Below are 24,915 nucleotides of genomic sequence, written 5' to 3' on the forward strand. Positions count from 1 at the left end.
AGACAGGAGGGAAAAGATGGCAAGTTTATGGAAAGAACTTTGGAAGGATGAAAAAACAAATCTAGTTAATCCGGAAGCCTTCTCCAAAATTGCCGAAGAATGGGCAAAAAAGATCAGCGGAGAAGATCAGAATCAAAGGAAGAACAAGACTTCCCAGTTAAGGAAGTTTTACGATGAGATTTTTAAATTAAACCAGAGAGCTCGTGCTCAGGAGAGTAACTGGGATGAGATTCTGCCTTATGTCCACCTGGTTATAGCAAAGGCTGCTTACGCTAAAGGAAGAGGGCTTGTAACTGACAGTTTTGTAAACGAATTAAAAGAAATGCTTTCTAACGTTAAAACCAGAGAGCATTTGCACGCAGTAACGACTTTTCTTGAAGCATTCATGGCTTTCTATAAGCAGTATCGGCCAAGGGATTAATTTTATGGAGCATAAGGAGGTTGCTATGAAACTGACGGCAATCAGGGAATATCGCGGGCGTATTAGGGTTATAACTGGATTGCACATAGGTGCTGGCGACATGGAGATGCATATAGGTGGAACTGACAATCCCGTCGTTAAACATCCTTTCACTTTTGAACCATACATTCCCGGATCATCGCTCAAAGGGAAGGTTAGATCTCTGATGGAACTTAAAAGCGGTCTTATGGCGTTCACAGATGGCAAGCCTTTGTCAATAAATGCTCTTGGTAAGGCTTCTCAGGATCTAAAGGCTTACGGTGAAGCGATTATAAAGCTTTTCGGGACAAGTGGAGCAGAAGAAGAAAAGCTTGCCCAATTCGGACCTTCAAGGCTTTCCTTCTCCGACTGCATGCTTGCTGAAGAATTTAGGGAAATGGCTCGCAAGGGTGATGTGGTGTTGACAGAAATTAAGCCGGAAAATTCCATAAACCGAATAAAAGGAACTGCTGAGAACCCTCGGTTTACCGAGCGTGTTCCTGCAGGAATTGAGTTTTCCTTTTACATCACAATGAAGGTTTTTGACAGCGATAATCCTGACGATCTTGAAAATAAGTTCCTGGAAGGATTGAAACTTGTAGAATACGATGCCCTGGGTGGTAGTGGAAGTCGAGGTTATGGAAGAGTGAAATTCTTCTTCGACGATGAGAATCTCAATAGAAAATTCCAGGACATATTAGTTTTCCATAAAAAATAGGGAGGAAACTATCGTGAAGTTCTGTGAATTAGTCCTCCGCCCTCACTCTGCCTTTGGCACGCCATTGAAGGGCGATACTATCTTTGGCCAGTTTTGCTGGCAAGCTGTTATGGATGGTTCGCTCTTAAATGGTGGCTTTGAAAAGTGGAGAGATTGTTATCATAAAAAGCCCTTTGCTGTCTTCTCTTCGGCTTTTCCTGTTCTTCGCTCAAACGGCAAGCGAAGATACTATCTCCCAGTTCCTTCCTGTCCTTTGCATTTTTACTATTCTGTTCCGGTGAAAGAACAATGTTTTGAAGTTCTGAGTAGCCTTAAGGAGATAAAGAGTAAACGCTGGGTACCGATTTCAGGTGATACCCTTAGATTGATTCCTAAAGCTGATGAATTGCTGAATGATCGGGAACTGTTCAGGGAACTCTTCAAGGAAGCTGTGAGTTTAACCAAAGAGAGAATCCTTCTGGATTTTTCTCAGGTGCACAACACTATTGATCGTTTAAGTCTTACAACCGGGGAGGGGGAGTTTGCTCCATATGTAATGGAGAACATCTGGTTTGCACCTAAATTGGAGTTGGTGGTCTTTGTTCTCTTCGACGAAGAAGCAACAGATGTAGATCGAATTGCAAAGGGGCTTTCCTGTATTGGTAGCTATGGGTTTGGAAGGGATGCTTCGATTGGCTTGGGAAGGTTTGATGTAATTGAATGTCTGGAACGAAATATCCCAGACTTTGCTGGTTCTAAATATTGTTACGCCCTTTCACCCTTTGTCCCAGCTGAACATGAAAGTGGTGGTATCTGGTATAAGCCTTTTGTTCGGTTTGGGCGCCACGGTAATATTCTGGCAGTGTCTCGCAATCCATTTAAAAATCCTGTGCTTATGGCTGACGAAGGAGCGGTGATTGAAAAAAGCAATGCGGACAAGCCATACATTGGTAAGGCTTTGATGGGTCTTTCCAAAATCCAGGAAAAAGCTATTGGTCAAGGCTATGCAATTGTGATCCCCTGTGAATTTAATATCCCCGTCACGGAAACCTAGAATTAAAGGATTTGTTTCAGCCTGGATACTTGATGGTTACCCTTGGGGTAGGGCAGGGGACTACTAAAAGTAAGAGGTGAAACTATGAACGTTTTGGATGTAAGAGAATGCTACATAAAAATTTTGACTCCTTTGCATGTGGGGTGTGGAGAGTTTTATGAGCCTTTTTCTTTCACTGTGGATACTAGCCGTAAAGAAATCCTGATTTTAGATTTCGGTCCCCTACTGAGGGCTATGGATTCTAAATTGAGGAGTGATTTTTCCAACATATGCCGTAAAGGCACGATAGAGTCTCTTTTAGAAATGTATAAGTTTCTAAGACGACTTGGAGAACGGAAAGATATTATAAACAAAGAAGGGGTTGTGTCACGGAAAATTCAAGTATCTCAGGAGTTTGTTAAGCACTACGAGGAGGTAGTTGAAGGTGGAAAGACGAATCGTCGTCCTGATAATTACAATCGTCACATAGATCCACGAATTAATGCCCAGAGGGTTATAACTAATTTTGCAATAGGAAGGACAGCCTTTGAAACTCGGGAAAAAGAGCTTCCAATTATTCCGGGCTCGTCTATAAAGGGTGCCATAAGAACGGCTGTCCTTAATTTATGGCGCCATAATGCAGCCAATAAGCGATATAGTGTTGATCAAAATAAAGATCTTGAAAGAGACATTCTAAAAGGATCTTTTCATACAGATCCCTTTAGCCTTGTGAAAGTTTCGGACTTTCTTCCTGTAGAAGAACCAAGGGTAAAAATAGTTTATGCTGTGAATGTTAAAAAGGGATCTGGAAAAGGGGGAAGGGGGCCATACCAGATTCTCGAAGTGGTGCTACAGGGTAAGTTCAAAGGCAAAATTACCATTATGGAACCTCAAAACGGTAGAGACGTTAAACAACCTTTGGGTTTCGAAGATCTGAAAGGGAGTTTAAGAGAGTTTTATAAAAAAGAATTTGATCGAGAACTTAATGAACTTAAATCGTGCGGGATTGAAGTATCAATCCCGAAAATATCTGGTTTTTTGATTCGCATTGGCCGTCATAGTGGAGCAGAATGTGTAACTATTGAAGGATTTCGAAAGATCAAAATAATGGGTAAAAGCCCTTCTTATCTCGACCATGCGACTACGTTATGGCTTGCATCAGACGATAGAAGGCGTCCTTTAGGTGCTCGCCCTTTTGGGTGGTGTGAATTGACGTTTGGAAGCTAAAAATAACCTTTATAATTTCTACGGCGGGGTGGAAACTATATGGCAAAAGTATTTGTCAGCACATTGGGAACCGGGGATTATGTGCCATGTCATTACATTATTAACGGCTGGAGATCCAATTTGGTTGTTTTCGTCCAGGAAGCTCTTTTCGATTATCTATGTCCTACCTGGGGTGAAAAAGATCGGGTAATAGTGTTTTGCACAGAAGAAGCTGAAAAGAAGAACTGGTGCGATCATGATAATTTTGAAGGATTACAAACCAGGCTGAAAAGTCGTAACTATCCACCTGAAATTTGCATGATTTCCGTCCCTAGCGGAAAAAGCGAAAACGAAATAATGGCTATATTTCTTAAGGTAATGGAGAATTTAAAGCCTGGTGATGAAGTTTTCATGGATATAACTCACTCCTTTCGCTCAATACCGCTTCTTCTTACTGTTGCAATTAATTACGGTAAAGTGGTTAAGGGAATTTCAGTAGGAGGTATATTTTACGGAGCTCTGGAAGCTCTTGGAACAATTCCAGAAGTTAAAAAAATGCCTGAAGACGAAAGAGATGTTCCGGTGTTTGATCTTACCGCCTATGATTCAATTATTGAATGGGCCCGAGCAGTAGAAGTTTTCAAAAAAGCCGGATATGTGGATGACTTGGGAGCACTTATAAACAAGAATCTTGGATCTTTGTTCAAGGACGAAAGCAAAAAAATCGACAAGAATTTACTAAAGATGTTTTCTACTTTGAAAAGCCGCCTTGAAAGCTTGGTGCAAAGCCTCGCAACCGCAAGAGGCGCGGAGATTTATTCTTATGATTTTACTTCGTTTTCGGACATTATAAACAAGATTGAAGATTCTGATCTTATTCCACCTATGAAACCACTTTTTGAAATACTTAAAGAAAGTTTGGCTGGTTTTGAAGAGAGCGATCCCATGAAAAGGACTTTTAATGCGGCAGAGTGGTGTCTGGATCACATGATGATACCCCAGGCTTATATTTTCCTTAGAGAAGCCGTAATCACCGGGTTGTGCGATTGTTCAGGACTTGATTATTTAGATGAGAAAAACCGTGAAGGTTTCTGGAGTTCTCTTCTGCATGCATTATCTAAGAATGAATTGGACGAAATTAAGGAACGCGGAGCATTAGCGGTTCAAGTTGTAAATAGGGGCGGTGAACCTTTGCGTAAGTTAGTGAAGACTTTTGAGAAACTCAGAGCCTATAGAAATGATTATCTCCATGGAGGGTGGAGAGATAAACCAATAAAATCTCAGAGACTTATACGCAATATAAGAGAGTATCTGTCAGAACTTCGCGGTAACTGGGCGGAATACCAGGGTTACAGGGAAGGCTGCAAAAAGAAAGCATTTGTTGTCTTGTCTCATGAACTAACAGATGAGCAAAAAAAGGAACTTTTTTCTATCTGGTCGGTCAGAGAAATTGTAATTATGCCTTCCGAGGTCAGGGAAGCATGGGAAAAGATTTCACCCTCTGTAGATTCATTGGAAAAGGAATTGAAACCGGTTATTGATTGGTTGGAAACTTGTTCATCTCCGGGAGATGTGGTGGTAGTGCAAGGAGAATACGGCGCAACTGTAAGAGTGGCAATGCGATCTCGGGAGATTGGACTTATCCCCATTTATGCAACGACCGAAAGAGTGTTGGAAGAGAATAAACTTCCCGATGGTAGTATTAAGGTCGAAAGAATTTTCAGGCATGTTAAGTTCAGGAAATACTTTGACTAAGGTTAAAATCACGGAGTTTTGCCTGAATTGTTAAAGTCTCTTATTATTCGCTTCTCCCTATTTTGACTGTATTTCTGCCTTTAATTCTGGGTAAGTTTGCTCCTTGCTTTTAGTATTTAGACAAGTTATTGAAAATTGTGGGTGTAACTTCTGTAAGTTCAGGGAGATTTGAAATGACCATCAGTGTATCTTTCATAAAGCGTCTTGAGTCTGTTGATCCTCAACTGAGAGGCGTTCTTATCGACTTGCTTGGAGAAGTAGAACGTCAAAGGGAGGAGTCGGCTACCAAGAAAGAATTTAACGAACTGCGAGATATTGTACAAGACCTTGCAGAGGCTCAAAAGAAAACAGAGGAGAGGTTAAATTCTCTAGCTCAAATAGTTGAAACCCTAGCAGAGGCGCAGAAGAGGACTGAAAAACGGGTGGAGGAGTTGGCAGAAGCGCAGAAAAGAACAGAAGCAAAGCTGGAGGAGTTAGCGGATGCGCAAAGGAGGACGGATGAAAGGCTGAATTCTCTAGCTCAGAAAGTTGAGGAGCTAGCAGAGGCGCAGAAGAGAACCGAAAAACGGGTTGAAGAATTAGCGGAAGCGCAGAAGAGAACAGATGAAAGGCTGAATTCTCTAGCTCAGAAAGTTGAGGAGCTAGCAGAGGCGCAAAGGAAGACGGATGAGAGGTTAAATTCTTTAGCTCAGAGGGTTGAAGAGCTGGCTGAGGCGCAGAAGAGAACTGAAAAACGGGTCGAGGAATTAGCGGAGGCGCAAAAGAGAACAGAAGCAAGGCTGGAGGAGTTAGCGGAAGCTCAGAAAAGAACAGAAGCAAGGTTGGAGGAACTGGCAGAGGCGCAGAGGAAAACCGAAGAAGAAATAAGAATACTGGTAAAAAGAGTCGATATTATTGAAGAGCGTCTTGAAGGCATATCAAATTCTGTTGGCTACAGTCTTGAAAATAGAACATACGTAAAACTGCCGCGTCTCTTAAAAGATAGATATGATGTGAGAGTTGATGGAAAACTTATTAGAAGATATGTGTCCGTTGATGATAAGCAAATTCAAGTGAATATATACGGTCGCGGTAAAAAAGGGGAGCAGGATGTTCTGATTTTAGGTGAGTGCAAAGTTAGGCCGTCTAAGAAAGAAATAGTTAGGTTTAGGAAATATGCCGAAAAAATAGCGGAAAAACTTGGAATGAGTCCGTTTTTGATTATGGTAGCCCACGATTTTCCACCTGCTATCGAGGAGTTTTTGGAAACCCAGGGTATCCCGTATCTTTGGTCATATGAACTTGAAGAATAGTCGTAATTTTACTTATTCCAATTCTGCTACGAGGATCTGAATGAAAGAAGAAATTGTTTCGATTTCTGTGATCACAAAGGGAGAAATCCTAAGGCTTGAAGGAAGGCTTGCTCCTGGTGGTGCTAGCGGTGTGGTTATATGCCATCCACATCCACTTTACGGCGGTGATATGGATAATGGAGTTGTGATGGCTTTACAAAAGGCTTTTTCCGGTGAAGGTTTTACGACTCTGAGATTTAACTTCCGTGGAGCGGGGGATAGCGAAGGGAACTACGATGATGGGCAAGGTGAAGTGGACGACTTGATAGCTGCATGTGATTTTATAAAAAGTCGCGGAGTTGAACATCTCTACGGGGCAGGGTATTCTTTTGGAAGTTGGATCTTACTGAGATCCCTGCAAAAATTGCTTTTCAAAGGACTTGTTCTGGTTGCTCCCCCATTGAATATGCTGGATTTTGAAGGATTGAATATTCCAACTTCTACGCCAGGCCTTATTTTAGTAGGATCCAGAGATGAATTTTGCCATAAAAACCGCCTCGAGGCATGGCTTAAAGAAAATCAATCTGCTTCAGTTACAATTATTGAAGGTGAAAATCACTTTTTCTGGAAGAGCCTTCCACAGGTATTCGAACGAGTGAAAGAAGAAGCCCGTAAATGGCTAGGAAAGATCTGAATATTCTTAACACAGATAAGAAGATGTTGATACATTATGAAAAGCGCTGATATTGCTAAAGCCGCAGATTATATTCGTAAAGCCCGTTACCTTACGGCTCTTACTGGTGCTGGTGTATCTGCTGAAAGTGGCATTCCCACTTTTCGTGGAAAAGATGGTTTATGGAACCGCTACCGCCCCGAAGAGCTTGCCACCCCTGAAGCTTTTGCCCGCGACCCTGAAACGGTCTGGAAATGGTATGCCTGGAGGATGGAAAAAGTCTGGGCAGCAAATCCGAATCCCGCACACTATGCTTTAAGAAAGCTTGAAGAAATGGGACTTCTTAAGACACTTATTACACAGAATGTTGATGATCTCCACGAAAGAGCCGGCAGTAAGAATGTAATTCACATTCACGGAGCTCTAAGGATAGTTCGGTGCGTTAGCTGTGGAAACTCAATTGATCTTAGCACACCTCCCACTGTGCCTCCTATTCCGCTCTGTAGTTGTGGAGGGTTATTGAGACCTGGGGTGGTCTGGTTTGGCGAGCCAATTCCAGAAGATGTTCTGCATCGCTCTTTTGACGAAGCAAACCTTAGCGACGTGATGATAGTAGCTGGCACATCGGCACTCGTTTATCCTGCTGCAGGACTTCCTCTGGTGATCAAAAGTAGAGGAGGAGTTATTGTAGAAGTTAACCCGGATAAAACTCCATTGACCGAACATGCGGATGTATCAATTAGAGAAAAAGCTGGTGATGCATTGTCTAGCATCATCGAAGTTTTGTTGTCCTAAAATAATGTAGGAATGCCTTTTATATTACACCCACTCGACGTTTATAACTCGGTAAGATTTTAATCCCGACGGGGCTTCGAAAATTACTTCATCACCTGCTTCATGCCCAAGAAGAGCGCTTCCCAGAGGGGACGCCACTGAAAGATGTCCGTTGTGAATATCTGATTCATAAGGTCCTACCAGGACATATTTAACATATTCCCCGTTTTCAATATTTTGTAGAGTTACAGTTGCTCCAACAGATATTTTTCTTGAATAGGACTTACATCCAACCAGGATTTCACTTTGGGCAATCTTTCGTTCGATTTCATCAATGGTGGCATAAAGTCTTGCCAGCCTTGCCTTAGCTTCGAGATATTCAAAATTGTCTCTTCGGTGACTCCAAACCCTCGCATTCTGAACCTCTTCCAGAATTTTTGGACGCACTACATGATAAAGGTAAGAAAGCTTATCTAGAAGCCTTATATGTTCTTGTCTCGAAATAACCGATGGATAATCGTCATCCGCCTTGTTGCTCATTGAATCCATCCTGAGCAAATAGAATTCCTAAAATGGTTTTACCGTCTCTAATAGTTCCGTTTTTGACCATTTTTAGAGCGTCTTCTAAGGAAACAATCTCAACCCCTGAAATCTCATCTTCATCAAGCCTGCTTTCCTGAGCTCTGAGTTCTGTAGCTGCAAAAATGTGGATGATCTCATTAGAATAGGCAATTGCGGGGAAGTAAGATACAAGTGGCTTTATAACCTTTGCCTTATATCCTGTTTCTTCTATGAGTTCTCTCTGGATGGCTTCTTCTATGGATTCCCCGCGATCAACTTTTCCAGCTGGTATTTCGAGTGTTTCCTGTCCCACTGCATACCGCCACTGACGAACCATGATAATGTGGTTAGAATCTACAAAAGGCACGATAGCTATAGCTTCTGGATGGTCTATTTTTAGGCGCCTAGATGTTCTGCCCGTTTTCAAGATTACTTCATCAAGGTAAGCTGTAAAGTGAAATGTATTTAGAAGGCCGATAGTGTGAAGCTTTTTCTCCATTCTTAGATTCTCCTTATTTCCGATTCTCCATGGATCCGCTTTTCTTCTACCATTTTCGCTTTTATTGTAAACAGCCATTTGGATTTTCTGGTAGTAGGTTCTCGACATTTCAGTCAAATTTTATCTAAGCTCCTATGAAAACTTCCTTTTTATTTGACACCTATTCGCTATGCCGTCACTATTAAGCACGACTACCGTGGTTTGGGTGTGGAAGAATTTACTGCAAAGGGGGAAGGGTATGACACGAAAAGTTTCATTTTTTGATACAACACTTCGAGACGGCCTAAAAATTCAGGGAGTATATCTTACAGTCGATGAGAAAATCCAAATTGCCAAACAACTGGCTAGTGTTGGTATCACGGTGCTAGAAGTCGGGTTTCCTGCTGCCTCAGAAGATCAATATAAAACTTCTTGCGCCGTTGTTGAGGCTGTGAATGAATCTGTTATTTTTTGTGTGCTGGCAAGAGCTACTAATCTAGAAGATTTTGCCGTGGCAAAGGATGTTCTCTCACGAGCTTCCAAAGGGCGAGTTCATACATTTGTGCCTATATCGCCCATGTATCGAGAGCATTTTTTGAAAAAATCTTTTGATGAAGCGGTGCGGATCGCTCAAGAAGCGGTAAAAAGAGCTAAAGACGTAGCTTCCGAAATAGAGGTTTCCCTAGTAGATGCCTATAGAGCAAATCTTGATGAAGTTCTTACCATGACTGATAAAATTATTGCCGCTGGAGCAAATATAGTTAACTATGCGGATACTGTGGGTTGTGCTACTCCCTGGAAGGTGGAAAACTTTTTTGGTGAGGTAAAAAAGCGTTTTGGAAATGATGTTCGTTTCAGCATTCACTGTCATAACGATCTTGGATTGGCTACAGCTAATTCCTTTGCTGCACTGAAAGTTGGAGCTGAACAGGCTCACTGCACCGTAAACGGTCTAGGTGAACGAGCTGGCAATACTCCCCTTGAAGAACTTGCTGCTCTCGTTGCTCTTTACGGTTCAGAATATGGCTTGGCTAGTTCTATAGTCCTGAATCGCCTTTATCCGCTTAGCAAGATGGTTGAACGTTATACTGGACTTTCCATAAGTCTCTTAAAACCTCTTGTAGGTGCTAATGCTTTCCAATGTGATGTATCAACTCCTCAACTTGGTGATATTACGGAAAAGCCTCCATTTGCTGTTATTACCCCAGACCAAATCGGTTTGCCTTGTGCAGAAGAACGGCCTCTCGATCAAGAAACCGATTTCGAACAATTCAAAAAGCATCTTATTACTCTGGGATATTCTCTTAGCGATGAAAACTACCAGAAAGCCTATTCTCTCTTTAAAGAAGTATCTAGAAAAAAAGAGCACGTCTTTAACGAAGACCTTTCCCTTATCGTTCACCAGACGCTTTCTCAGGTCCCTCAGCGTTACAAAATGCTCTACCTTAACGTTTCAGCCGGTTCAATTCCTGTGCCTCATGCGACTGTTCAACTCGATATTGATGGACAGATACTCCAGGATGCCGGCTTTGGTCATGGTCCTGTAGATGCTGCGTTCAAAACTATTTTCAGGATGGTAAAACGTTTTCCGAAGCTTTTACGCTACGAGGTCAATGCAGCTACCATGGGAACCGATGCTCAGGGACAGGTTTTGCTGAGACTTCAGGAAGATGATACTATTGTGGATGGACGAGCCGTCCATTCTGACATAGTTATGGCTAGTGCTCTAGCTCTAATAGACGCTCTTAATAAGCTGGAATTCTACCGTGGAAAACGAGAAATTTCTGAAATGAGCGAAGACGAAAGTTGGACTGTAAAGCTTTAGATAATAATATTTGAAGATTTATCTGTGAGAATGGAATGTTCAAAAATCATCTTTCTTTCAACTACGGATACTCTCTTTACCTACTGAGGGTGTTCTAAAAAACTCCGTAATAGAATTGTAGGGGCGACGCATGCGTCGCCCCTACAGTTATGTGGTGGGTCATATATTGAGGTCATTTTTTAGCTACCTGAGTCTGGGAATGTCTTCCAAGCTGAGTTTCGTCCCTGCCTTTTCTATGTTTCGCTATCCCATAAGGGAAGTTTTAGAACATCCTCTTTGCCTCTTTGTCTTATTATGGGAATAACCGTAAGGTATAGTTTAAGTCGGGCGCAGAATTGTGTGCGCCCCTGTAATTTTTGTGAACAATTCTATTGAAACACATTGAAATGTGTTCACCATCATTCATGAGAATGGATTTTGTAAGACGACCGGCCGGTTGTTCCTACTTGCTTCGGACTTTTGTCACATAACATTTTAGATAACGCGTTTCGGGCATTGAAAGCAGCACAGGATGATCTTGAGACTGGCTTCGAGCTTCCAGGACTAAAAGCTGTTTGCCGCTTGCTAGGGCGGCTTTACGAAGAATTTCTTCAAAAAGTTCTTCTGATACGTGGTGTGAACACGAGCAGCTTATGAAAGTGCCCCCGTCCTGGAGCATTAAAAGTGCACGACGGTTAATGTCTGTATAGCCACTTATTGCCTGAGGAAGAGATTTTTTGTTTTTTGCAAAAGCTGGAGGATCCACCACAATTACATCGAAGTCTTTTCTGGTGCTGGCTTTTAGAAAGTCAAAAACATCTGCTTCCACAAAGTGGCATCTTGATAAGAATCCATTACGTTCAGCGTTAATTCTGGCTCTGTCTAATGCTGCTTTGGACTGATCGACGAATACTACTTCTCTGGCTCCATATAGGGCTCCGAAGAGTCCCCATGCCCCATCGTAGCAAAAAAGATCTAGTATTAAGGCTTCTGACGAAAATCGCTTTAGGACTTTACGGTTTTCGCGCTGGTCGAGGTAGTGTCCTGTTTTCTGACCATTTAGGGGATCAATGATGAAAAACAGTTCATCTAAATGGATCCATAATTCTTGAGGAAGTTCACCCCATACGACGCTTTTTTCCAGATTTAGTCCCTCGAGTGTTCTTGCTGAGCTGTCATTTCGAGCAACAATAGCGATGGGATGTAAGAGTTCTACGAGTATTTCCCTGATTAGCCCTTCAAGTCGGGATGCTCCAACAGTGGTGATTTGGTAAACTATTACGTCACCGTAGCGATCCACGATAAGTCCCGGCAAGCCATCAGATTCGCTGTAAAAAAGCCGATAGCAGTTGGACCTGGGAAATAGCTTTTGTCGCATTTCCAGAGCTCTTTCCAACAACCGCTTGAAATACATCCGAGAAGGTTTAGTGCCCGGAGGGCAAACAATTCTTACGGCGATAAGTGAATGTGGATTGATATACCCAAGCCCCAAATGATCGCCTTTGTGACTTACTACTCTTACCCAGCTTCCTGGTGTAAGATCGCGAAAGGAATCAAGAATTTCATTACTAAAGACCCATCTGTAACCATAAAGAAGGCGTTTTTCTCGACCTTTCTCAAGTCTTATCGCAGGATATTCTTCCAATCGAGAAGGGAAGGTGGGTATTTCCGAACTGTCGAAATTCATGAAATAACTCCCTCACGCAGATTTGAACGAATAAACCCTCATTCCCATAAAAGGTTTGAGGGTTTACTATAAAAAGCTTTTATAATGAGGGTTATCTTAAAGGAACTCGTTCGTATCTTTCGTTTTGAACTTGCTGTCCGTAACCTGTTCTGACTCTAACATCAGCGTAACCTGGACCATAATTCATGGGATCAGCTTGAACCCATTCACCCGTGCGCTGATTGTAATAGGTAACAGTGTTTCTCCTGTAGGCCGCTTCCTGAGCCGCCCGCTGATTGATTTCTGCAAGACCATAACCGGTTATTGCCCCAAGGCTACCGCCTATGACAGCTCCACGCCACCTGTTTTCCTTATCTACTAGAGCCCCTATACCTGCGCCGACAGCACCTAACCAGGTAGCTGTTTCGTAATGTTGATAAGTAGGCTGCCCGGGAGCATAACAAGATGCAAGTGCAAAACTCATTAACATCAGCGCTATAATTGTTGCTGTCATCTTTTTCATAAGGCTCCCCCATGTTAATTGGTTTTTTCGATTGTCTTTTTCTTCTCGTCCCAAAAGCGTTGCTCCAACTCCTCCAGGAACAACATTTTTTCTTCCCACTGAGTAGTGAACATTTTAACCTTATTTTGAAGAGTTTGATAGGTTATTTTCAATTCTCTTGCTTTTTCGCCGTCTTTGTAAGTGTCTGGGTGAGCGAGCAGAGTCTGAATTTTATCAAGTTCGGCTGTAAGAGATTCAATTTCCTGCTCCAGGGTTTCAATCTCTTCGAGAACGGGTTTTTTGATACGGTAGAGTTCATTTCTCCATTGAGCTTCCAGGCGTTTTTTTTGTGCCTCTTTTTTGGCTCCACTAGATCTGGTGGTATATTGTTTTTCCTGGTGTTGTTCTTTATCGAGTTTTCTTGGCAGGGCATTTTCATCACTTAGCAGCCTTGGAAACCAAATTTTCTCAAGATCGTCATAATTTCCATATAGCAATTCTAACTTGCCATCGTAGAAAAAGAGAACCTTTGTTGCAAGAGCGTTAATGAATCGACGATCGTGGCTTATGAAACATACTGTGCCACTGTATTCTTTTAGAGCCATTTCGAGCACTTCACGAGATGCAATATCTAAATGGTTAGTGGGCTCGTCAAGGAGAAGAAGATTTGGTCTTTCAAGAATTTTTTTGCATAAACTCAATCTAGCCTTTTCGCCTCCGCTAAGACAAGAGACTTTTTTTTCTACATCCTCACCACTGAACCTGAAGGCCCCGAGAATCTGCCTTAGGGTGCTATGAGGGAGATCTCCAGATACGGATCTTGCTTCTTCAAAAACTGTCCGATCCCCGTTAAGCTGTTCCCACTGGTGCTGAGCGTAATAGCTAATCTTAACGTTGGGGCTTACTAACCGCGAACCTGAATCTGGCTCGACCATGCCGGCTATAATTTTAAGTAGGGTTGTCTTTCCCGAACCGTTTGATCCCACAAAGGCGATCCTGTCTCCACGTTCGATGGTAATTGAAAGATTTTCGTATAACACCGTACCGCCAAAACGCTTTGAAATGTTTTGGAGTTCCACAAGTCGTTTGGGGGCTCGCTCTGGTTCGGGAAAAGAAAAGCTGGGAGGACGTTCATCATCCGGGACTTCAATAATTTCCATTTTCTCCAGCATCTTTAGCCGACTCTGCACCTGCTTGGCTCTGTCCTTCCGAACTCTATTTCTAGCAATGAATTCCTCGATTTCTCGAATCCTGTCCCTCTGGTGTTTTGCCATCGCCTTAAGATGTTCTATCCGTTCTGACCGTTGGCGTTCATAGTCATCGTAGTTTCCAGAGTATTCGTAGAATGATCCGTCATCGAGTTCCCATATACGGTGGACAGTTCGGTTGAGAAATTCTCTATCGTGGGAAATTATCACGAAAGCTGCTCTGGATTCCTTGATGAAGGATTCGAGCCATAGAAGAGAGGATAAGTCGAGGTGATTGGTAGGTTCATCTAGAAGAATCAAATCTGGCTCGGAAAGAAGAATTCGAGCAAGTTCCGCTCTCATGATCCATCCACCACTCAGAGTGCTTATCAGATTACGATATGTGGATGAAGAAAAACCAAGTCCCGCAAGTATTTTTTCGGCTCGAGCGTGAAGGTCATAACCTCCAAAGTGTTCAATACGTTCTATCAACTCCGCCTGTTGAAGAGTAAGCTGATCAATTTCTTCTGGAGATGATGCGTTCTGAATAGCAGTTGTAACCTCGTCTAGTTGCTTTCTTGCTATGTCAAGTTCTCCATGAATGTTAGTGATATAATTTATAAGTTGGGCATCCCTTTGAGGACTCCACTCCTGAGGGAGGTAGCCAACTCGTAGATAACGCGGACGACTTATAGTGCCACTTTCGGGTTCGCTCTCACCGGCAATAATCCTTAAAAGAGATGTTTTTCCCGTGCCATTTCTCCCCACAAGCCCAATTCGGTCTTTGGGACGGATGTAAGTGTTAATCCCTTCGAAAAGTTTTTCTTTTCCAACCCATTGAGAAACATTCTGGATCGAGATCACCTACTTCTTAACCTCCTCTTAATTAAAACTAAGCAAAATCCACTCCGGTTTCGCCATAGGATTTTTATGAGTGCAGACGCAGACTTTTGATTTTTTAAAACCCATATACCACACCGAGTTTCTTTTTAAGATACCCTAGAAAATATTCCGGATTTGGCGGCGAACCTGTCACTTCCAAAATAAGTTCTTTGGACGTAAATCGACTCCCCTTTTTATGGATATTTTCTCTAAGCCACCCAAGAATGATTCCAAATAATCCGCTTCCGACAAATTCATCAATACTTCCGCCTAGATTTGCTTCCATTGTAGCAGTAAGTTGGGCTGCGTAAATGTTTCCGAGCAGGTAAGTTGGGAAATACCCTATAAGCCCAGCGCTCCAGTGCACGTCTTGAAGAACCCCTTCTGCGAAGGTTGATGGCTTGCAACCTAGATAATTTTCCATTTTTTCATTCCAGCAGTCAGGAAGATCAGACACTTTAATGCGACCCTTCAAAACATCTCGCTCAATTTCATAACGAATTATAATGTGAAAGGCGTAGGTTAATTCATCTGCCTGGATCCTTATCAGAGAAGGATATACTCGATTTAAAGCTTTCCAGAAAGTCTCCATGGACACATCTGTTAGGATAGGAAAATGTTGTAAAAGAGAAGGGTACCAGAATTTCCAGAAGGAGTAAGACCTTGCTATTATATTTTCCCAAAAGCGAGACTGAGATTCATGAACACCTAGAGATACAGGCATGCCGGCTGGAGTGCCCCAGTGTTCCTTTTCAAGTCCCTGGTCATAGAGGGCGTGACCAACTTCGTGGACGATACCGAAAAAAGCAAGAGAAAAGTCCTGTTCGCTGTATCGAGTGGTTATTCTAACGTCATCTGGACCAGGTGATGTGGTGAAAGGGTGAGCAGTCATATCAAGCCGTCCTGCGTCAAAATCGTAGCCAAGCTTTTTTGCTACAAGACGACCGAACTTTTCTTGAAGGGGCACAGGAAAGTGACGATAAAGGCAGGAAGAATCAATCTTTTCTTGGCTTTTCATGACCATCTCAAGAAGCCTTTTAAGTTCTGGGAGCGTAGAACCCACTATAGCATCGAAGTCTTCTGTTGTGAAAGACGGCTCAAATTCGTCAAATAAAGCATCATAGGGTTCTTTATCGTAACCCAGAGCATCTGCTTCTTTAGTCTTTAACGAAAAAATGCGGTCTAAATAGGGTTCAAAACTTTTCCAATCGTTATTCTTTCTGGCGTTTTCCCATATGGTTTCGGCTTCGGATGTAACTCTGGCAATTTCTTCTGCAAGCTCTGTGGGCACTTTTGTTGCTTTCTCATGCCATCTTTGCCATTCCCTAAGATTTGCCCGTTCTACACTGTGGGGATCTGCATCGTAAAAAGCCTCCTCAGCCTGTTCAATCCATTCTTTGACCTGTTCGTTCATCAAACGTCGGTGTTTTTCGGCTGTAAGAAACTTAATTTGTTCGGCTCGGTGTTTATAAGCTTTTGGTGGCATATAACAACGCTGATCCCACTCAATAAGTTCTATGACATTTTGTATTATGGCAATCTCACGACTCCATTTCAAAAGTTTTTCATATGCTTCTAGGGAGGTTATCATAAGTTTCTTCTCCTTAAGCTTTTTTCTTTATTTTTTAAGCGATAGGGATGTTTCAACCTGTTAATTGAAATTCCTTATTTTTACGGTTAAACTATAAAAAAATTCAGTTGATAAAAGGAGATATTGTTGTGACCGAAGAGCGCAAGGGATTATTGATCGTTTTCACGGGCGAGGGCAAGGGAAAAACGACTGCTGCCCTTGGTATGATTCTTAGAGCGGCTGGTCATGGAATGCGAGTAGGACTTTTTCAGTTTATCAAAGGTAGATGGCATCCTGGTGAGTTGGAAGCATTGTCTCTGCTTCCCACTGTTGAAGTTGTTCGTTTTGGAGACGGATTTACAAGAAGAAAGAAGGATCTATCCAGGGATTCCGAGCTTGTAAAAGAAGGCTGGGGGCGGGCTAAGGATGCAATTTACAACCGTCTCTACGACATGATCATTCTCGATGAAATTAATTATGTTCTTCACCGAGGTTTTCTAGACATAGAAGAAGTCCAAGAAACCTTGAAGGATCGTCCTTCCGAAGTCCACGTGGTGCTTACGGGTCGTTATGCTCCTGAACCAATTGTTCAAGTTGCCGACATGGTAACGGAGATGCGACAAGTAAAGCACCACTTTCGAGATAAAGGTGTAAGGGCTCAAAAGGGGATCGAATTCTAACAAAGGAGGTGTGTTATGCCTACCTACAAGAGAAAAGAAGGATCTGACACATGGCATTGGTGTGCAAATTGTCCTGACTACCCAAAAGGAGATGATGTTGTAACTCGCCAATCTAAACCAGAATACGGGAAACTCTGTTCAGTGTGCGAACTCAAGGAAAAAACGGGTGACTGCAAACAGGATCCATTTTTTGCCGGGCTGAAGTAGTGAAACGTGGTAGCGGGGCATCCTTTATGGGTGCCCCAGTAAATCATGTTACTGCTTATGATTATAATGGGAATATTGCTTTATAGCGATGACAAAATACCTTCCAGGGTATTCAAACAAACTTTAATGCCCATAGGAATGATTGTTTGCGGGATTCCGTGTCCTACCGGAAAGCCTTCAACTATAGGAAAGTGGTAGGGAGCACAGATCCGTAGAATCCGTTCTTTTAGGTCAGTTTTATATTCACCGCATCCGGTAAAGTTCCCGATAAGTAGCCCACAAATGTGATCCATTATTCCAGCGTCTCTTAAATGGACTAACATTCTGTCAATTCGGTAGGGTTTTTCGTTGATGTCTTCAATGAAAAGTATAGTTTGATGAAAAGCCTCAATTGTCAAATAGGGAGTTCCAAGAAGATGGGCAAGGCATGTTAGGTTGCCACCTATTATTTTACCTTGTGTGGCACCATGTCTAAGAACCTGAGATTGGTCAAAAGACCAGGAAAAACTGGTTTCGCCTCGGAGTTGTGAAAAGATTTCACTTTGGTTTTCTTGGCTCATTGTGGCCAATTCAATAAAATTTGGACCATGAAATGTGATGGCTTCGGTGGTTGAATGAATAAAAAAATGCAAAAAAGAAATATCGCTATAACCAATAACGGGTTTTTGATCCCAGGGAAGATTTGGTAACCATCGCAGTATCTGGCTACTTCCGTAACCACCTCTGATGCACCAGATTGCATCGACTGATGGGGATTTCATAAATTCGATAATATCTAAAACCCGTTCCCATTCAATGCCACAAACGTCTTTTCTGCAATTCCATATGCGCTTGGAATACATAGCAGAATAGCCTTGAGCATGGAGTATTTGTAACGATGTTTCAAAGGCGTCTGAATTAAAAATCCCGGCGGGAGCAACAAGAGCTATGGTTGCTCCAGTGGGGATTTTAGGTTCTAAAGAGTGAGCTAATGGTTTTGAATTTTTGGATGCTGCCTTCTTAGTCGGAACGACGTTTGGAACCCAATCAAAGCTGAGAGCCATATAGATATTCTCCTTGTGCCATTTGCCCCAGTTTTTAGAGAAAATTATACTTTCTCAACACATCAGCCAGTTTGGCGTTGTTTGGAGCTATATCTTTCAGCACTTCGATGATGTCTCTCATAAGCCCTTGCCTTTTAATCTCTTCCATTGCCTCTTCTCTGGCTCTACGAATGATGGTTCTTCTATCCCAATAGGCAAAGCCTATAACTGCGGCAACTAAGGCTGTAAAAATACCGGCGAGAATCCATAGAAACGTCATCATCTGATCAAAACGCTTGTTGGTGTCTTGGCGCAGTTCTTCAAATCGCTTGTCCACTTGTTCAAATCGTTTGTCCACTTGCTCAAATCGCTTGTTCATGTCTTCGCGTAGTTCTTCAAATCGCTTGTCTACTTGTTGCATGAAAGTCTGCAGTGTAGCTTCAAGTCGTATCAGTCTATCTCTGTCTTCCTGAGTGAAGCCGGACTCAGCAAGGCAGGGTGAGACTAGAAATATCACAAGAAACAAAGCTAATATCATGTTTCTAAAGTTCATTGGCATGCCCTCCTGAAATCTTGCCGTTTTCTACAACAGATTGTGTCTTCTCAACACATCAGCCAGTTTGGCGTTGTTTGGAGCAATATCTTTCAGCACTTCGATGATGTCTCTCATAAGCCCTTGTCTTTTCATTTCTTCCATTGCTTCTTCTTTGGCTCTTCGAATGATAGTTCTCCTATCCCAATAGGCAAAGCCTATAACTGCGGCAACTAAGGCTGTAAAAATACCGGCGAGAATCCATAAAAACGTCATCATCTGATCAAAACGCTTGTTGGTGTCTTGGCGCAGTTCTTCAAAACGCTTGTCCACTTGTTCAAATCGTTTGTCCACTTGCTCAAATCGCTTGTTCATGTCTTCGCGTAGTTCTTCAAATCGCTTGTCTATCTGTTCGAATCTTTTATCCACCTGTTGCATAAAGGTCTGTAGGGTAGCTTCCAGCCGTATCAGTCTGTCTCTGTCTTCCTGAGTGAAGCCGGACTCAGCAAGGCAGGGTGAACCTGGCAATGTCAAAAGAACTAAAGCCGCTATAATGCCTTTTAAGTTCATGGGCATATCCTCCTGAATCAATTTTGCCAAAGTTATACATTCTTAGCACTTTCGCCAGGTTAACATTCTCTGCACAGTATTCTTTGGCGCTAATATTATATTCCAGGATGTTTTATTTCCTATGGCTAGATAAACTTTAGCAATTCGCACTCCAGGAATAACAATGTTATTTTGTAAGTGAAGAGGTAACCCCCACAAAATAAAACATATGTGAGAAGCTGTTGAAATTTCTTAGTTTCGCAATCTGCGCCCTTGAAACAAAGTTTTTATTGGTTTCGCTCGAATAATATTTTAAGGCCTTTAAGAGTAAGATGAGGATCGACAGTTTGAATAGCCGGACATACAGGCGCAATGATAGTTGCTAATCCTCCTGTTGCTATGGTTTTTAAGGGGCGTCCAGCTTCTTTTTCGAATCTGGCTACGATACCTTCCACAAGACCGGCATACCCAAATATGATGCCTGCGTTCATTGAATCGATAGTGTTTTTACCAATAACAGACTTAGGTCGAACGAAAATTTGTGGCCTTGGCAGTTTAGATGCCTTTTGGAAAAGAGCTTCGCAAGAAATCATTACGCCAGGACAGATAGCCCCTCCAAGGTATTCCCCCTTCTCGGAGATGTAATCGAAAGTGGTGGCTGTCCCAAAATCAATCACAACTGTGGTGTCTTTTGTCATTTCGTAGGCTGCTACCGCGTTAACAATGCGGTCGGCTCCAACCTCTTTCGGATTATCGTAGAGAATGGGCATGCCAGTTTTTATACCTGGACCCACTATTAGAGGTTTTACCTGAAGATATTTTTCGCAAAAACGTTCCATAGAATGTAGGACAGGAGGAACCACACAAGAAATGATACACGCTTTTACAACGTTAAATTCTATTTGTTCCATCTTGAAGAGTTCGTAGATAAAAACTCCCCATTCATCTTCTGTGGCATCGACAGCGGTTCGGAGTCTCCATTCATAAAGAAGGGAATCGTTGTCAAATAATCCTAAGACTGTTTGAGTGTTTCCTATATCGACTGCTAATAGCATAGAGCGTTCCTTTCTGGATTTTTCTCTGGATTTTTTTTCCTGAACAGACATGATGACGACCTCTATATTCTAACTGTTTAGATATTTTTTAATAAAATTTACAGCTTCTTCAATGGTCTCTTCTATGAGATCTTCTCTAGAAGCCTCTACCATAACTCTTACTACCGGCTCTGTGCCTGAAGCTCTAATAAGAAGCCGTCCCTCATTTCCCAGGCGCTTTTCAAGTCTGGCAATATGTTCTTGAATACCCGGGCTATCCAAGAGTTTCTTTCCGTAAGGTATGGGAACATTTACAAGCTTCTGGGGGAACTTTTCCATAATTTGACCGAGTTCAGACAGGGGTTTTTCTCTTTTAAGCATGATGGAAAGAACCTGAAGGGCCGAAAGTATTCCATCTCCAGTTGTGTTGTAATCCAAAAAGACGATGTGCCCTGATTGTTCTCCGCCAAGCTTATAGCCGTGCTTTCTCATTTCCTCTACGACATAGCGATCTCCAACTGGAGTTCGGACAAGTCGAGCTTCCATAGCATTAAGAGCTTTTTCTAATCCGAGGTTGCTCATAACCGTTGCTACTACCGTGCGGTTTGGAAGCTTATCCTCTCGGATCATTTGTTCAGCGCATATAGCCATTAGAAAATCTCCATCGAGAATGTTACCCTTTTCATCCGCCATGATAACTCTGTCCGCATCGCCGTCAAAGGCAATACCTGCATCGGCACCATGTTGTCTGACTAGTTCAGCCATGTGCTCTGGAAATAGTGCTCCACAACGGTCGTTTATGTTTCTTCCATCAGGCTGGACTCCTGTAGCGATGACTGTAGCTCCAAGTTCCTGAAACACAAGCGGAGCTACTCTATAAGAAGCTCCGTGAGCGCAATCTACCACCAGCTTTAAACCTTCAAGGCTCAACTCGGAAGGAAAGGTGTGCTTCAAAAAAACAATATAACGTCCCTGGACATCCTCGATCCGTTTGGCTCTCCCAATATGATCAAAGGAAGCAAAAGCAATGGAACCGAAATTAAGAACTATATTTTCAAGTTTTTCTTCAATCTCATCAGGCAATTTGTAGCCATCGCTTCCAAAGATCTTTATGCCGTTGTATTCGTATGGATTATGGGAAGCGGATATAACTATCCCGGCGTCGGCTCTCATGTCCCTTGTTATGAAAGCAATACCTGGTGTAGGGAGAGGACCCACCAGGAATACATCAACACCCATGGAACATATTCCGGACGTCATGGCATATTCTAACATATAACCAGAAAGCCGAGTGTCCTTACCGATGAGAATTTTGGGGTGATGGGTATTATTTCTTAGCACTGAAGCCACAGCGGATCCCACCTTCATGGCGATTTCTGCAGTGATAGGGTAAGCATTAGCAATGCCTCGAATTCCATCCGTGCCAAACAATTTCCCCATTGTTTATCTCCTTTGGCTCTTTTTGCACTGCGATTTAGCATCCGTTGAATAAGGAAAATGGTTGCTTCCCACTGGGAAATTCAGAATAAACAAGCATAGAGATAAATATAGAATTTCCACTCCCCATAGAAGGCCTTTTTACGTATTCTCCTCGAAAAAACCTGCCCGAATGGCATCAGCCATTCTAATGGCATCTATCTGAAAGGCTACGTCATGGACTCTAACAATGTGAGCCCCGGCTATAATCCCAACAGTGTTGGCTACAGCAGTTCCTAGTTCTCGTTCTTCTACTGAACGGTTCAGAACAGTTCCGATGAATCTTTTTCTTGAAAGTCCTAACAGTATCGGTCTTTCTAATGTGTTAAAAACGGCAAGATCTCTAATAAGTCGTAAATTATGGGTTACCGTTTTGCCGAAACCAATACCAGGGTCAATAATTATTTGTTCTCGCGCTACACTGTTTTTTGCCGCATACTCAATCCGTTCCTGTAAAAATCCCAAAATTTCGCCAAATAGACAGTCGTAATGAGGCTTCTGTTGCATTGTTTTAGGTGTTCCGAGCATATGCATAAGCACTACCGGAACACCGTATTCAGCAACCACTTTAACCATCTCTGGATCAAACCTGAGAGCGCTAACATCGTTTACTATATCGGCTCCTGCCGCAATGGCTCTTTTAACCACTTCTGCTTTGGTGGTGTCAATGGAAATAGGAATATCCGAAAATTCTCTTATAGCTTCAATAACCGGGATAGTTCTGGCGAGTTCTTCTTCAAGCGTTATTGGATCGGAAAAGGGACGGGTAGATTCGCCCCCGATATCGATTATGTCTGCTCCCGCATCGATAATTTCTCGGGCCCTTTCTACGGCTCTATCAATTCCATAAAATTTTCCGCCATCTGAAAAGGAATCGGGAGTAACGTTCAGAACACCCATGACATAAGTTCTATCGCCAAGAGCTAGTTCTCTTCCTCTAGGGAGACTTATCTTGTAAGACTTTCTCTCCGCAATGAACAACTTTTTGTCCCTCCTTGTTTAGATTCATTATCGGCCTTCAGAAATCCAATACCGCGGGAAAGATTCTTGCCTTTGTTCATCCTACGCAGATTGAGAATCTTCCTTGGATGTTGCCGAAATGAGACCTGGTTTTATGCTTTCAATTATTCGATCGATGTCTCTCTTTTGAAGCGTTTCCTTTTCCAGTAGTTCTTGAGCAATAGCATGGAGGATGTTCAAATTTTCAGTAAGAAGATTCTTCGCTTTTTCGTAACAACCTTCCACGATGGATCGCACTTCTCGATCGATTTCTATAGCTGTCTGTTCGCTGTAGTCTTGGTGTCGGGCGATTTCTCTTCCGAGAAAGATGTGCTCTTCACGTTTTCCGAATGTAAGCGGTCCGAGTTTTTCACTCATGCCCCATTCGCACACCATACGTCGAGCTATGGAAGTTGCTCGCTCAATGTCGTTAGCGGCTCCTGTGGTCTGCTTGTTCAGCACAATTTCTTCGGCAACTCGCCCCCCCATAAGAATACAGATGCTGTTAAAAAGGTATTCTTTCGAATAGGTGTGTCGATCATTTTCTGGCAACTGTTGAGTAAGTCCCAAAGCCCGTCCTCTTGGGATAATTGTAACCTTGTGTATTGGGTCTGTTTCGGGAAGGAGTCTTGCCACCAGAGCGTGTCCTGCTTCGTGATAAGCTGTAGTTTTCTTCTCTTCTTCACTCAGCACTATGCTCTTTCGTTCAAGCCCCATTAGCACCTTGTCTTTCGCCTCTTCAAAATCTTCCATTTCAATTACTTCCTTGTTCTTGCGAGCAGCCAAAAGCGCCGCTTCGTTGACGAGGTTTTCCAGGTCGGCGCCGGAAAATCCGGGAGTGCCTTTAGCTATGGTTCGCACATCCACATCTGGTGCAAGCGGTTTATTCTTGAGATGAACCTTAAGAATGCTTTCTCTACCGTTAATATCCGGCACAGGAACAACAACCTGGCGATCGAACCGCCCTGGTCGAAGAAGAGCAGGATCGAGAACGTCAGGTCTATTGGTTGCCGCTATCAAGATTACGCCTTCGCTAGATTCAAACCCGTCCATTTCAACAAGGAGTTGGTTTAGAGTCTGCTCTCGTTCGTCATGACCACCACCAAGTCCTGCTCCACGCTGGCGCCCTACAGCATCGATCTCATCAATAAATATGATGCAAGGAGCATGTTTCTTTCCTTGATAGAAAAGATCCCTTACTCGAGCGGCGCCAACTCCCACAAACATCTCCACAAAGTCCGATCCGCTTATGCTAAGAAATGGCACACCAGCCTCACCAGCAATGGCTTTTGCAAGAAGAGTTTTACCTGTGCCAGGAGAACCCACGAGAAGTACACCTTTGGGAATTCTTCCACCGAGTTTGGTAAATTTCTTGGGATCTTTGAGAAATTCGACAATTTCCTGGAGTTCCTGTTTGGCTTCATCAACTCCCGCCACGTCTGCAAAAGTTACTTTTGTCATTCCTTCGTGGACGAGGCGAGCTCGGCTCCTTCCAAAACTCATTGCCTTACCACCACCTGCTTGCATCTGGCGCATGAAGAAAACCCACACTCCAATAAGCACAATCATAGGGAGCCAGCTCACAAGGATTGTCATATACCATGGAGAATCCTCTTTCGGTTTGGCGGTAATCTCCACGGAATGTTTCCTCAGGATGTTAATTAGCCCAGCATCTTCAGGGGCGTAGGTCTTAAATGGTTTCCCATCAATGAAGGCTCCGGATACGTTATTACCCTGGATCGTCACCTGCACAACTCGACCCTTTTCCACAGCATCAAGAAAAGCGCTATAGGATACTTCAAAGTCGCTATGCTGGGGCTTGTTAAACACATTGAAAAGAAATACCACCATAAGAGTGATGGTTAACCAGAGAGCAAGATTCTTATAGAACGGATTCAAAGCGTAAAACCTCCTTTTC

Annotated in this window: 24 protein-coding genes; 11 read left to right on the forward strand and 13 right to left on the reverse strand. The window is 42.8% G+C overall.

Annotated features, from left to right (window positions below; all coding sequences use genetic code 11):
- Positions 1-16 precede the first annotated feature (16 nt).
- The 8 genes from csm2 (at position 17) to cobB (ending at position 7,869) form a co-directional block, all read left to right on the forward strand.
- On the forward strand, positions 17-421 hold the full coding sequence (gene csm2 / locus WHS38_01290) for a type III-A CRISPR-associated protein Csm2 (protein ID MEJ5299603.1): 405 nt from the start codon (positions 17-19) through the stop codon (positions 419-421).
- Positions 422-446: 25 nt separating this feature from the next.
- The gene (csm3, locus tag WHS38_01295) at positions 447-1,157 is read left to right on the forward strand and encodes a type III-A CRISPR-associated RAMP protein Csm3 (protein MEJ5299604.1); all 711 of its coding nucleotides are present in this window, start codon (positions 447-449) and stop codon (positions 1,155-1,157) included.
- 13 nt (positions 1,158-1,170) lie between these two features.
- A complete protein-coding gene (locus WHS38_01300; protein MEJ5299605.1) occupies positions 1,171-2,190 on the forward strand; it encodes a hypothetical protein in 1,020 nt (339 codons plus the stop codon).
- Positions 2,191-2,274: 84 nt separating this feature from the next.
- A complete protein-coding gene (gene csm5 / locus WHS38_01305; GenBank protein ID MEJ5299606.1) occupies positions 2,275-3,396 on the forward strand; it encodes a type III-A CRISPR-associated RAMP protein Csm5 in 1,122 nt (373 codons plus the stop codon).
- Between the two features lie 39 nt (positions 3,397-3,435).
- A complete protein-coding gene (csx20, locus tag WHS38_01310; protein MEJ5299607.1) occupies positions 3,436-5,130 on the forward strand; it encodes a CRISPR-associated protein Csx20 in 1,695 nt (564 codons plus the stop codon).
- 173 nt (positions 5,131-5,303) lie between these two features.
- Entirely contained in the window at positions 5,304-6,422 is a 1,119-nt protein-coding gene (locus WHS38_01315; protein ID MEJ5299608.1) for a hypothetical protein, read from the forward strand.
- A 40-nt stretch (positions 6,423-6,462) separates the two neighbouring features.
- Positions 6,463-7,095 carry a hypothetical protein gene (locus tag WHS38_01320; protein ID MEJ5299609.1) on the forward strand — a complete coding sequence of 211 codons (633 nt, stop codon included), beginning with the start codon at positions 6,463-6,465 and terminating at the stop codon, positions 7,093-7,095.
- Between the two features lie 36 nt (positions 7,096-7,131).
- Positions 7,132-7,869: an NAD-dependent protein deacetylase gene (cobB, locus tag WHS38_01325; GenBank protein ID MEJ5299610.1), complete on the forward strand. Its 738-nt coding sequence runs from the start codon at positions 7,132-7,134 to the stop codon at positions 7,867-7,869.
- Positions 7,870-7,893: 24 nt separating this feature from the next.
- On the opposite strand, the gene WHS38_01330 is transcribed toward cobB, so the two are convergent.
- Both WHS38_01330 and WHS38_01335 read right to left on the reverse strand, forming a co-directional pair.
- Positions 7,894-8,388 carry a GreA/GreB family elongation factor gene (locus WHS38_01330; protein ID MEJ5299611.1) on the reverse strand — a complete coding sequence of 165 codons (495 nt, stop codon included), beginning with the start codon at positions 8,386-8,388 and terminating at the stop codon, positions 7,894-7,896.
- Positions 8,369-9,016 carry an NUDIX hydrolase gene (locus tag WHS38_01335; GenBank protein MEJ5299612.1) on the reverse strand — a complete coding sequence of 216 codons (648 nt, stop codon included), beginning with the start codon at positions 9,014-9,016 and terminating at the stop codon, positions 8,369-8,371. The genes WHS38_01330 and WHS38_01335 overlap by 20 nt, the downstream gene beginning before the upstream one ends.
- 130 nt (positions 9,017-9,146) lie before the next feature.
- Here WHS38_01335 and WHS38_01340 point away from each other — a divergent pair, with 130 nt between their 5' ends.
- The gene (locus WHS38_01340) at positions 9,147-10,712 is read left to right on the forward strand and encodes a 2-isopropylmalate synthase (protein ID MEJ5299613.1); all 1,566 of its coding nucleotides are present in this window, start codon (positions 9,147-9,149) and stop codon (positions 10,710-10,712) included.
- 442 nt (positions 10,713-11,154) lie between these two features.
- On the opposite strand, the gene WHS38_01345 is transcribed toward WHS38_01340, so the two are convergent.
- From WHS38_01345 to WHS38_01360, 4 genes are all read right to left on the reverse strand, one after another.
- Positions 11,155-12,378 carry a class I SAM-dependent rRNA methyltransferase gene (locus tag WHS38_01345; protein MEJ5299614.1) on the reverse strand — a complete coding sequence of 408 codons (1,224 nt, stop codon included), beginning with the start codon at positions 12,376-12,378 and terminating at the stop codon, positions 11,155-11,157.
- A gap of 91 nt (positions 12,379-12,469) precedes the next feature.
- Positions 12,470-12,880, reverse strand: a complete 411-nt coding sequence (locus WHS38_01350; GenBank protein ID MEJ5299615.1) for a hypothetical protein — start codon at positions 12,878-12,880, stop codon at positions 12,470-12,472.
- 14 nt (positions 12,881-12,894) lie between these two features.
- Positions 12,895-14,910, reverse strand: coding sequence for an ABC-F family ATP-binding cassette domain-containing protein (locus WHS38_01355; GenBank protein MEJ5299616.1), 2,016 nt, complete (start codon positions 14,908-14,910; stop codon positions 12,895-12,897).
- A gap of 94 nt (positions 14,911-15,004) precedes the next feature.
- Positions 15,005-16,519 (reverse strand): carboxypeptidase M32, encoded by a 1,515-nt coding sequence (locus WHS38_01360; protein MEJ5299617.1) that lies wholly within the window; start codon positions 16,517-16,519, stop codon positions 15,005-15,007.
- A 128-nt stretch (positions 16,520-16,647) separates the two neighbouring features.
- Between WHS38_01360 and cobO the strand changes: the two genes are divergently transcribed.
- The gene (gene cobO, locus WHS38_01365; protein ID MEJ5299618.1) at positions 16,648-17,178 is read left to right on the forward strand and encodes a cob(I)yrinic acid a,c-diamide adenosyltransferase; all 531 of its coding nucleotides are present in this window, start codon (positions 16,648-16,650) and stop codon (positions 17,176-17,178) included.
- A gap of 15 nt (positions 17,179-17,193) precedes the next feature.
- Positions 17,194-17,385, forward strand: a complete 192-nt coding sequence (locus tag WHS38_01370) for a hypothetical protein (protein MEJ5299619.1) — start codon at positions 17,194-17,196, stop codon at positions 17,383-17,385.
- 80 nt (positions 17,386-17,465) lie between these two features.
- On the opposite strand, the gene WHS38_01375 is transcribed toward WHS38_01370, so the two are convergent.
- From WHS38_01375 to ftsH, 7 genes are all read right to left on the reverse strand, one after another.
- Positions 17,466-18,428: an LD-carboxypeptidase gene (locus WHS38_01375; GenBank protein MEJ5299620.1), complete on the reverse strand. Its 963-nt coding sequence runs from the start codon at positions 18,426-18,428 to the stop codon at positions 17,466-17,468.
- A gap of 34 nt (positions 18,429-18,462) precedes the next feature.
- On the reverse strand, positions 18,463-18,960 hold the full coding sequence (locus tag WHS38_01380; GenBank protein MEJ5299621.1) for a hypothetical protein: 498 nt from the start codon (positions 18,958-18,960) through the stop codon (positions 18,463-18,465).
- Positions 18,961-18,990: 30 nt separating this feature from the next.
- Positions 18,991-19,509, reverse strand: a complete 519-nt coding sequence (locus WHS38_01385; GenBank protein MEJ5299622.1) for a hypothetical protein — start codon at positions 19,507-19,509, stop codon at positions 18,991-18,993.
- Positions 19,510-19,775: 266 nt separating this feature from the next.
- Positions 19,776-20,594, reverse strand: coding sequence for a type III pantothenate kinase (locus WHS38_01390; GenBank protein ID MEJ5299623.1), 819 nt, complete (start codon positions 20,592-20,594; stop codon positions 19,776-19,778).
- Between the two features lie 18 nt (positions 20,595-20,612).
- Positions 20,613-21,962: a phosphoglucosamine mutase gene (gene glmM, locus WHS38_01395; GenBank protein ID MEJ5299624.1), complete on the reverse strand. Its 1,350-nt coding sequence runs from the start codon at positions 21,960-21,962 to the stop codon at positions 20,613-20,615.
- Between the two features lie 138 nt (positions 21,963-22,100).
- Positions 22,101-22,979 carry a dihydropteroate synthase gene (folP, locus tag WHS38_01400; protein MEJ5299625.1) on the reverse strand — a complete coding sequence of 293 codons (879 nt, stop codon included), beginning with the start codon at positions 22,977-22,979 and terminating at the stop codon, positions 22,101-22,103.
- Positions 22,980-23,060: 81 nt separating this feature from the next.
- Positions 23,061-24,848, reverse strand: a complete 1,788-nt coding sequence (gene ftsH, locus WHS38_01405) for an ATP-dependent zinc metalloprotease FtsH (protein MEJ5299626.1) — start codon at positions 24,846-24,848, stop codon at positions 23,061-23,063.
- Between the last annotated feature and the right edge of the window lie 67 nt (positions 24,849-24,915).

It is taken from the genome of Thermodesulforhabdaceae bacterium (assembly GCA_037482015.1).
Lineage (GTDB): Bacteria > Desulfobacterota > Syntrophobacteria > Syntrophobacterales > Thermodesulforhabdaceae > JAOACS01.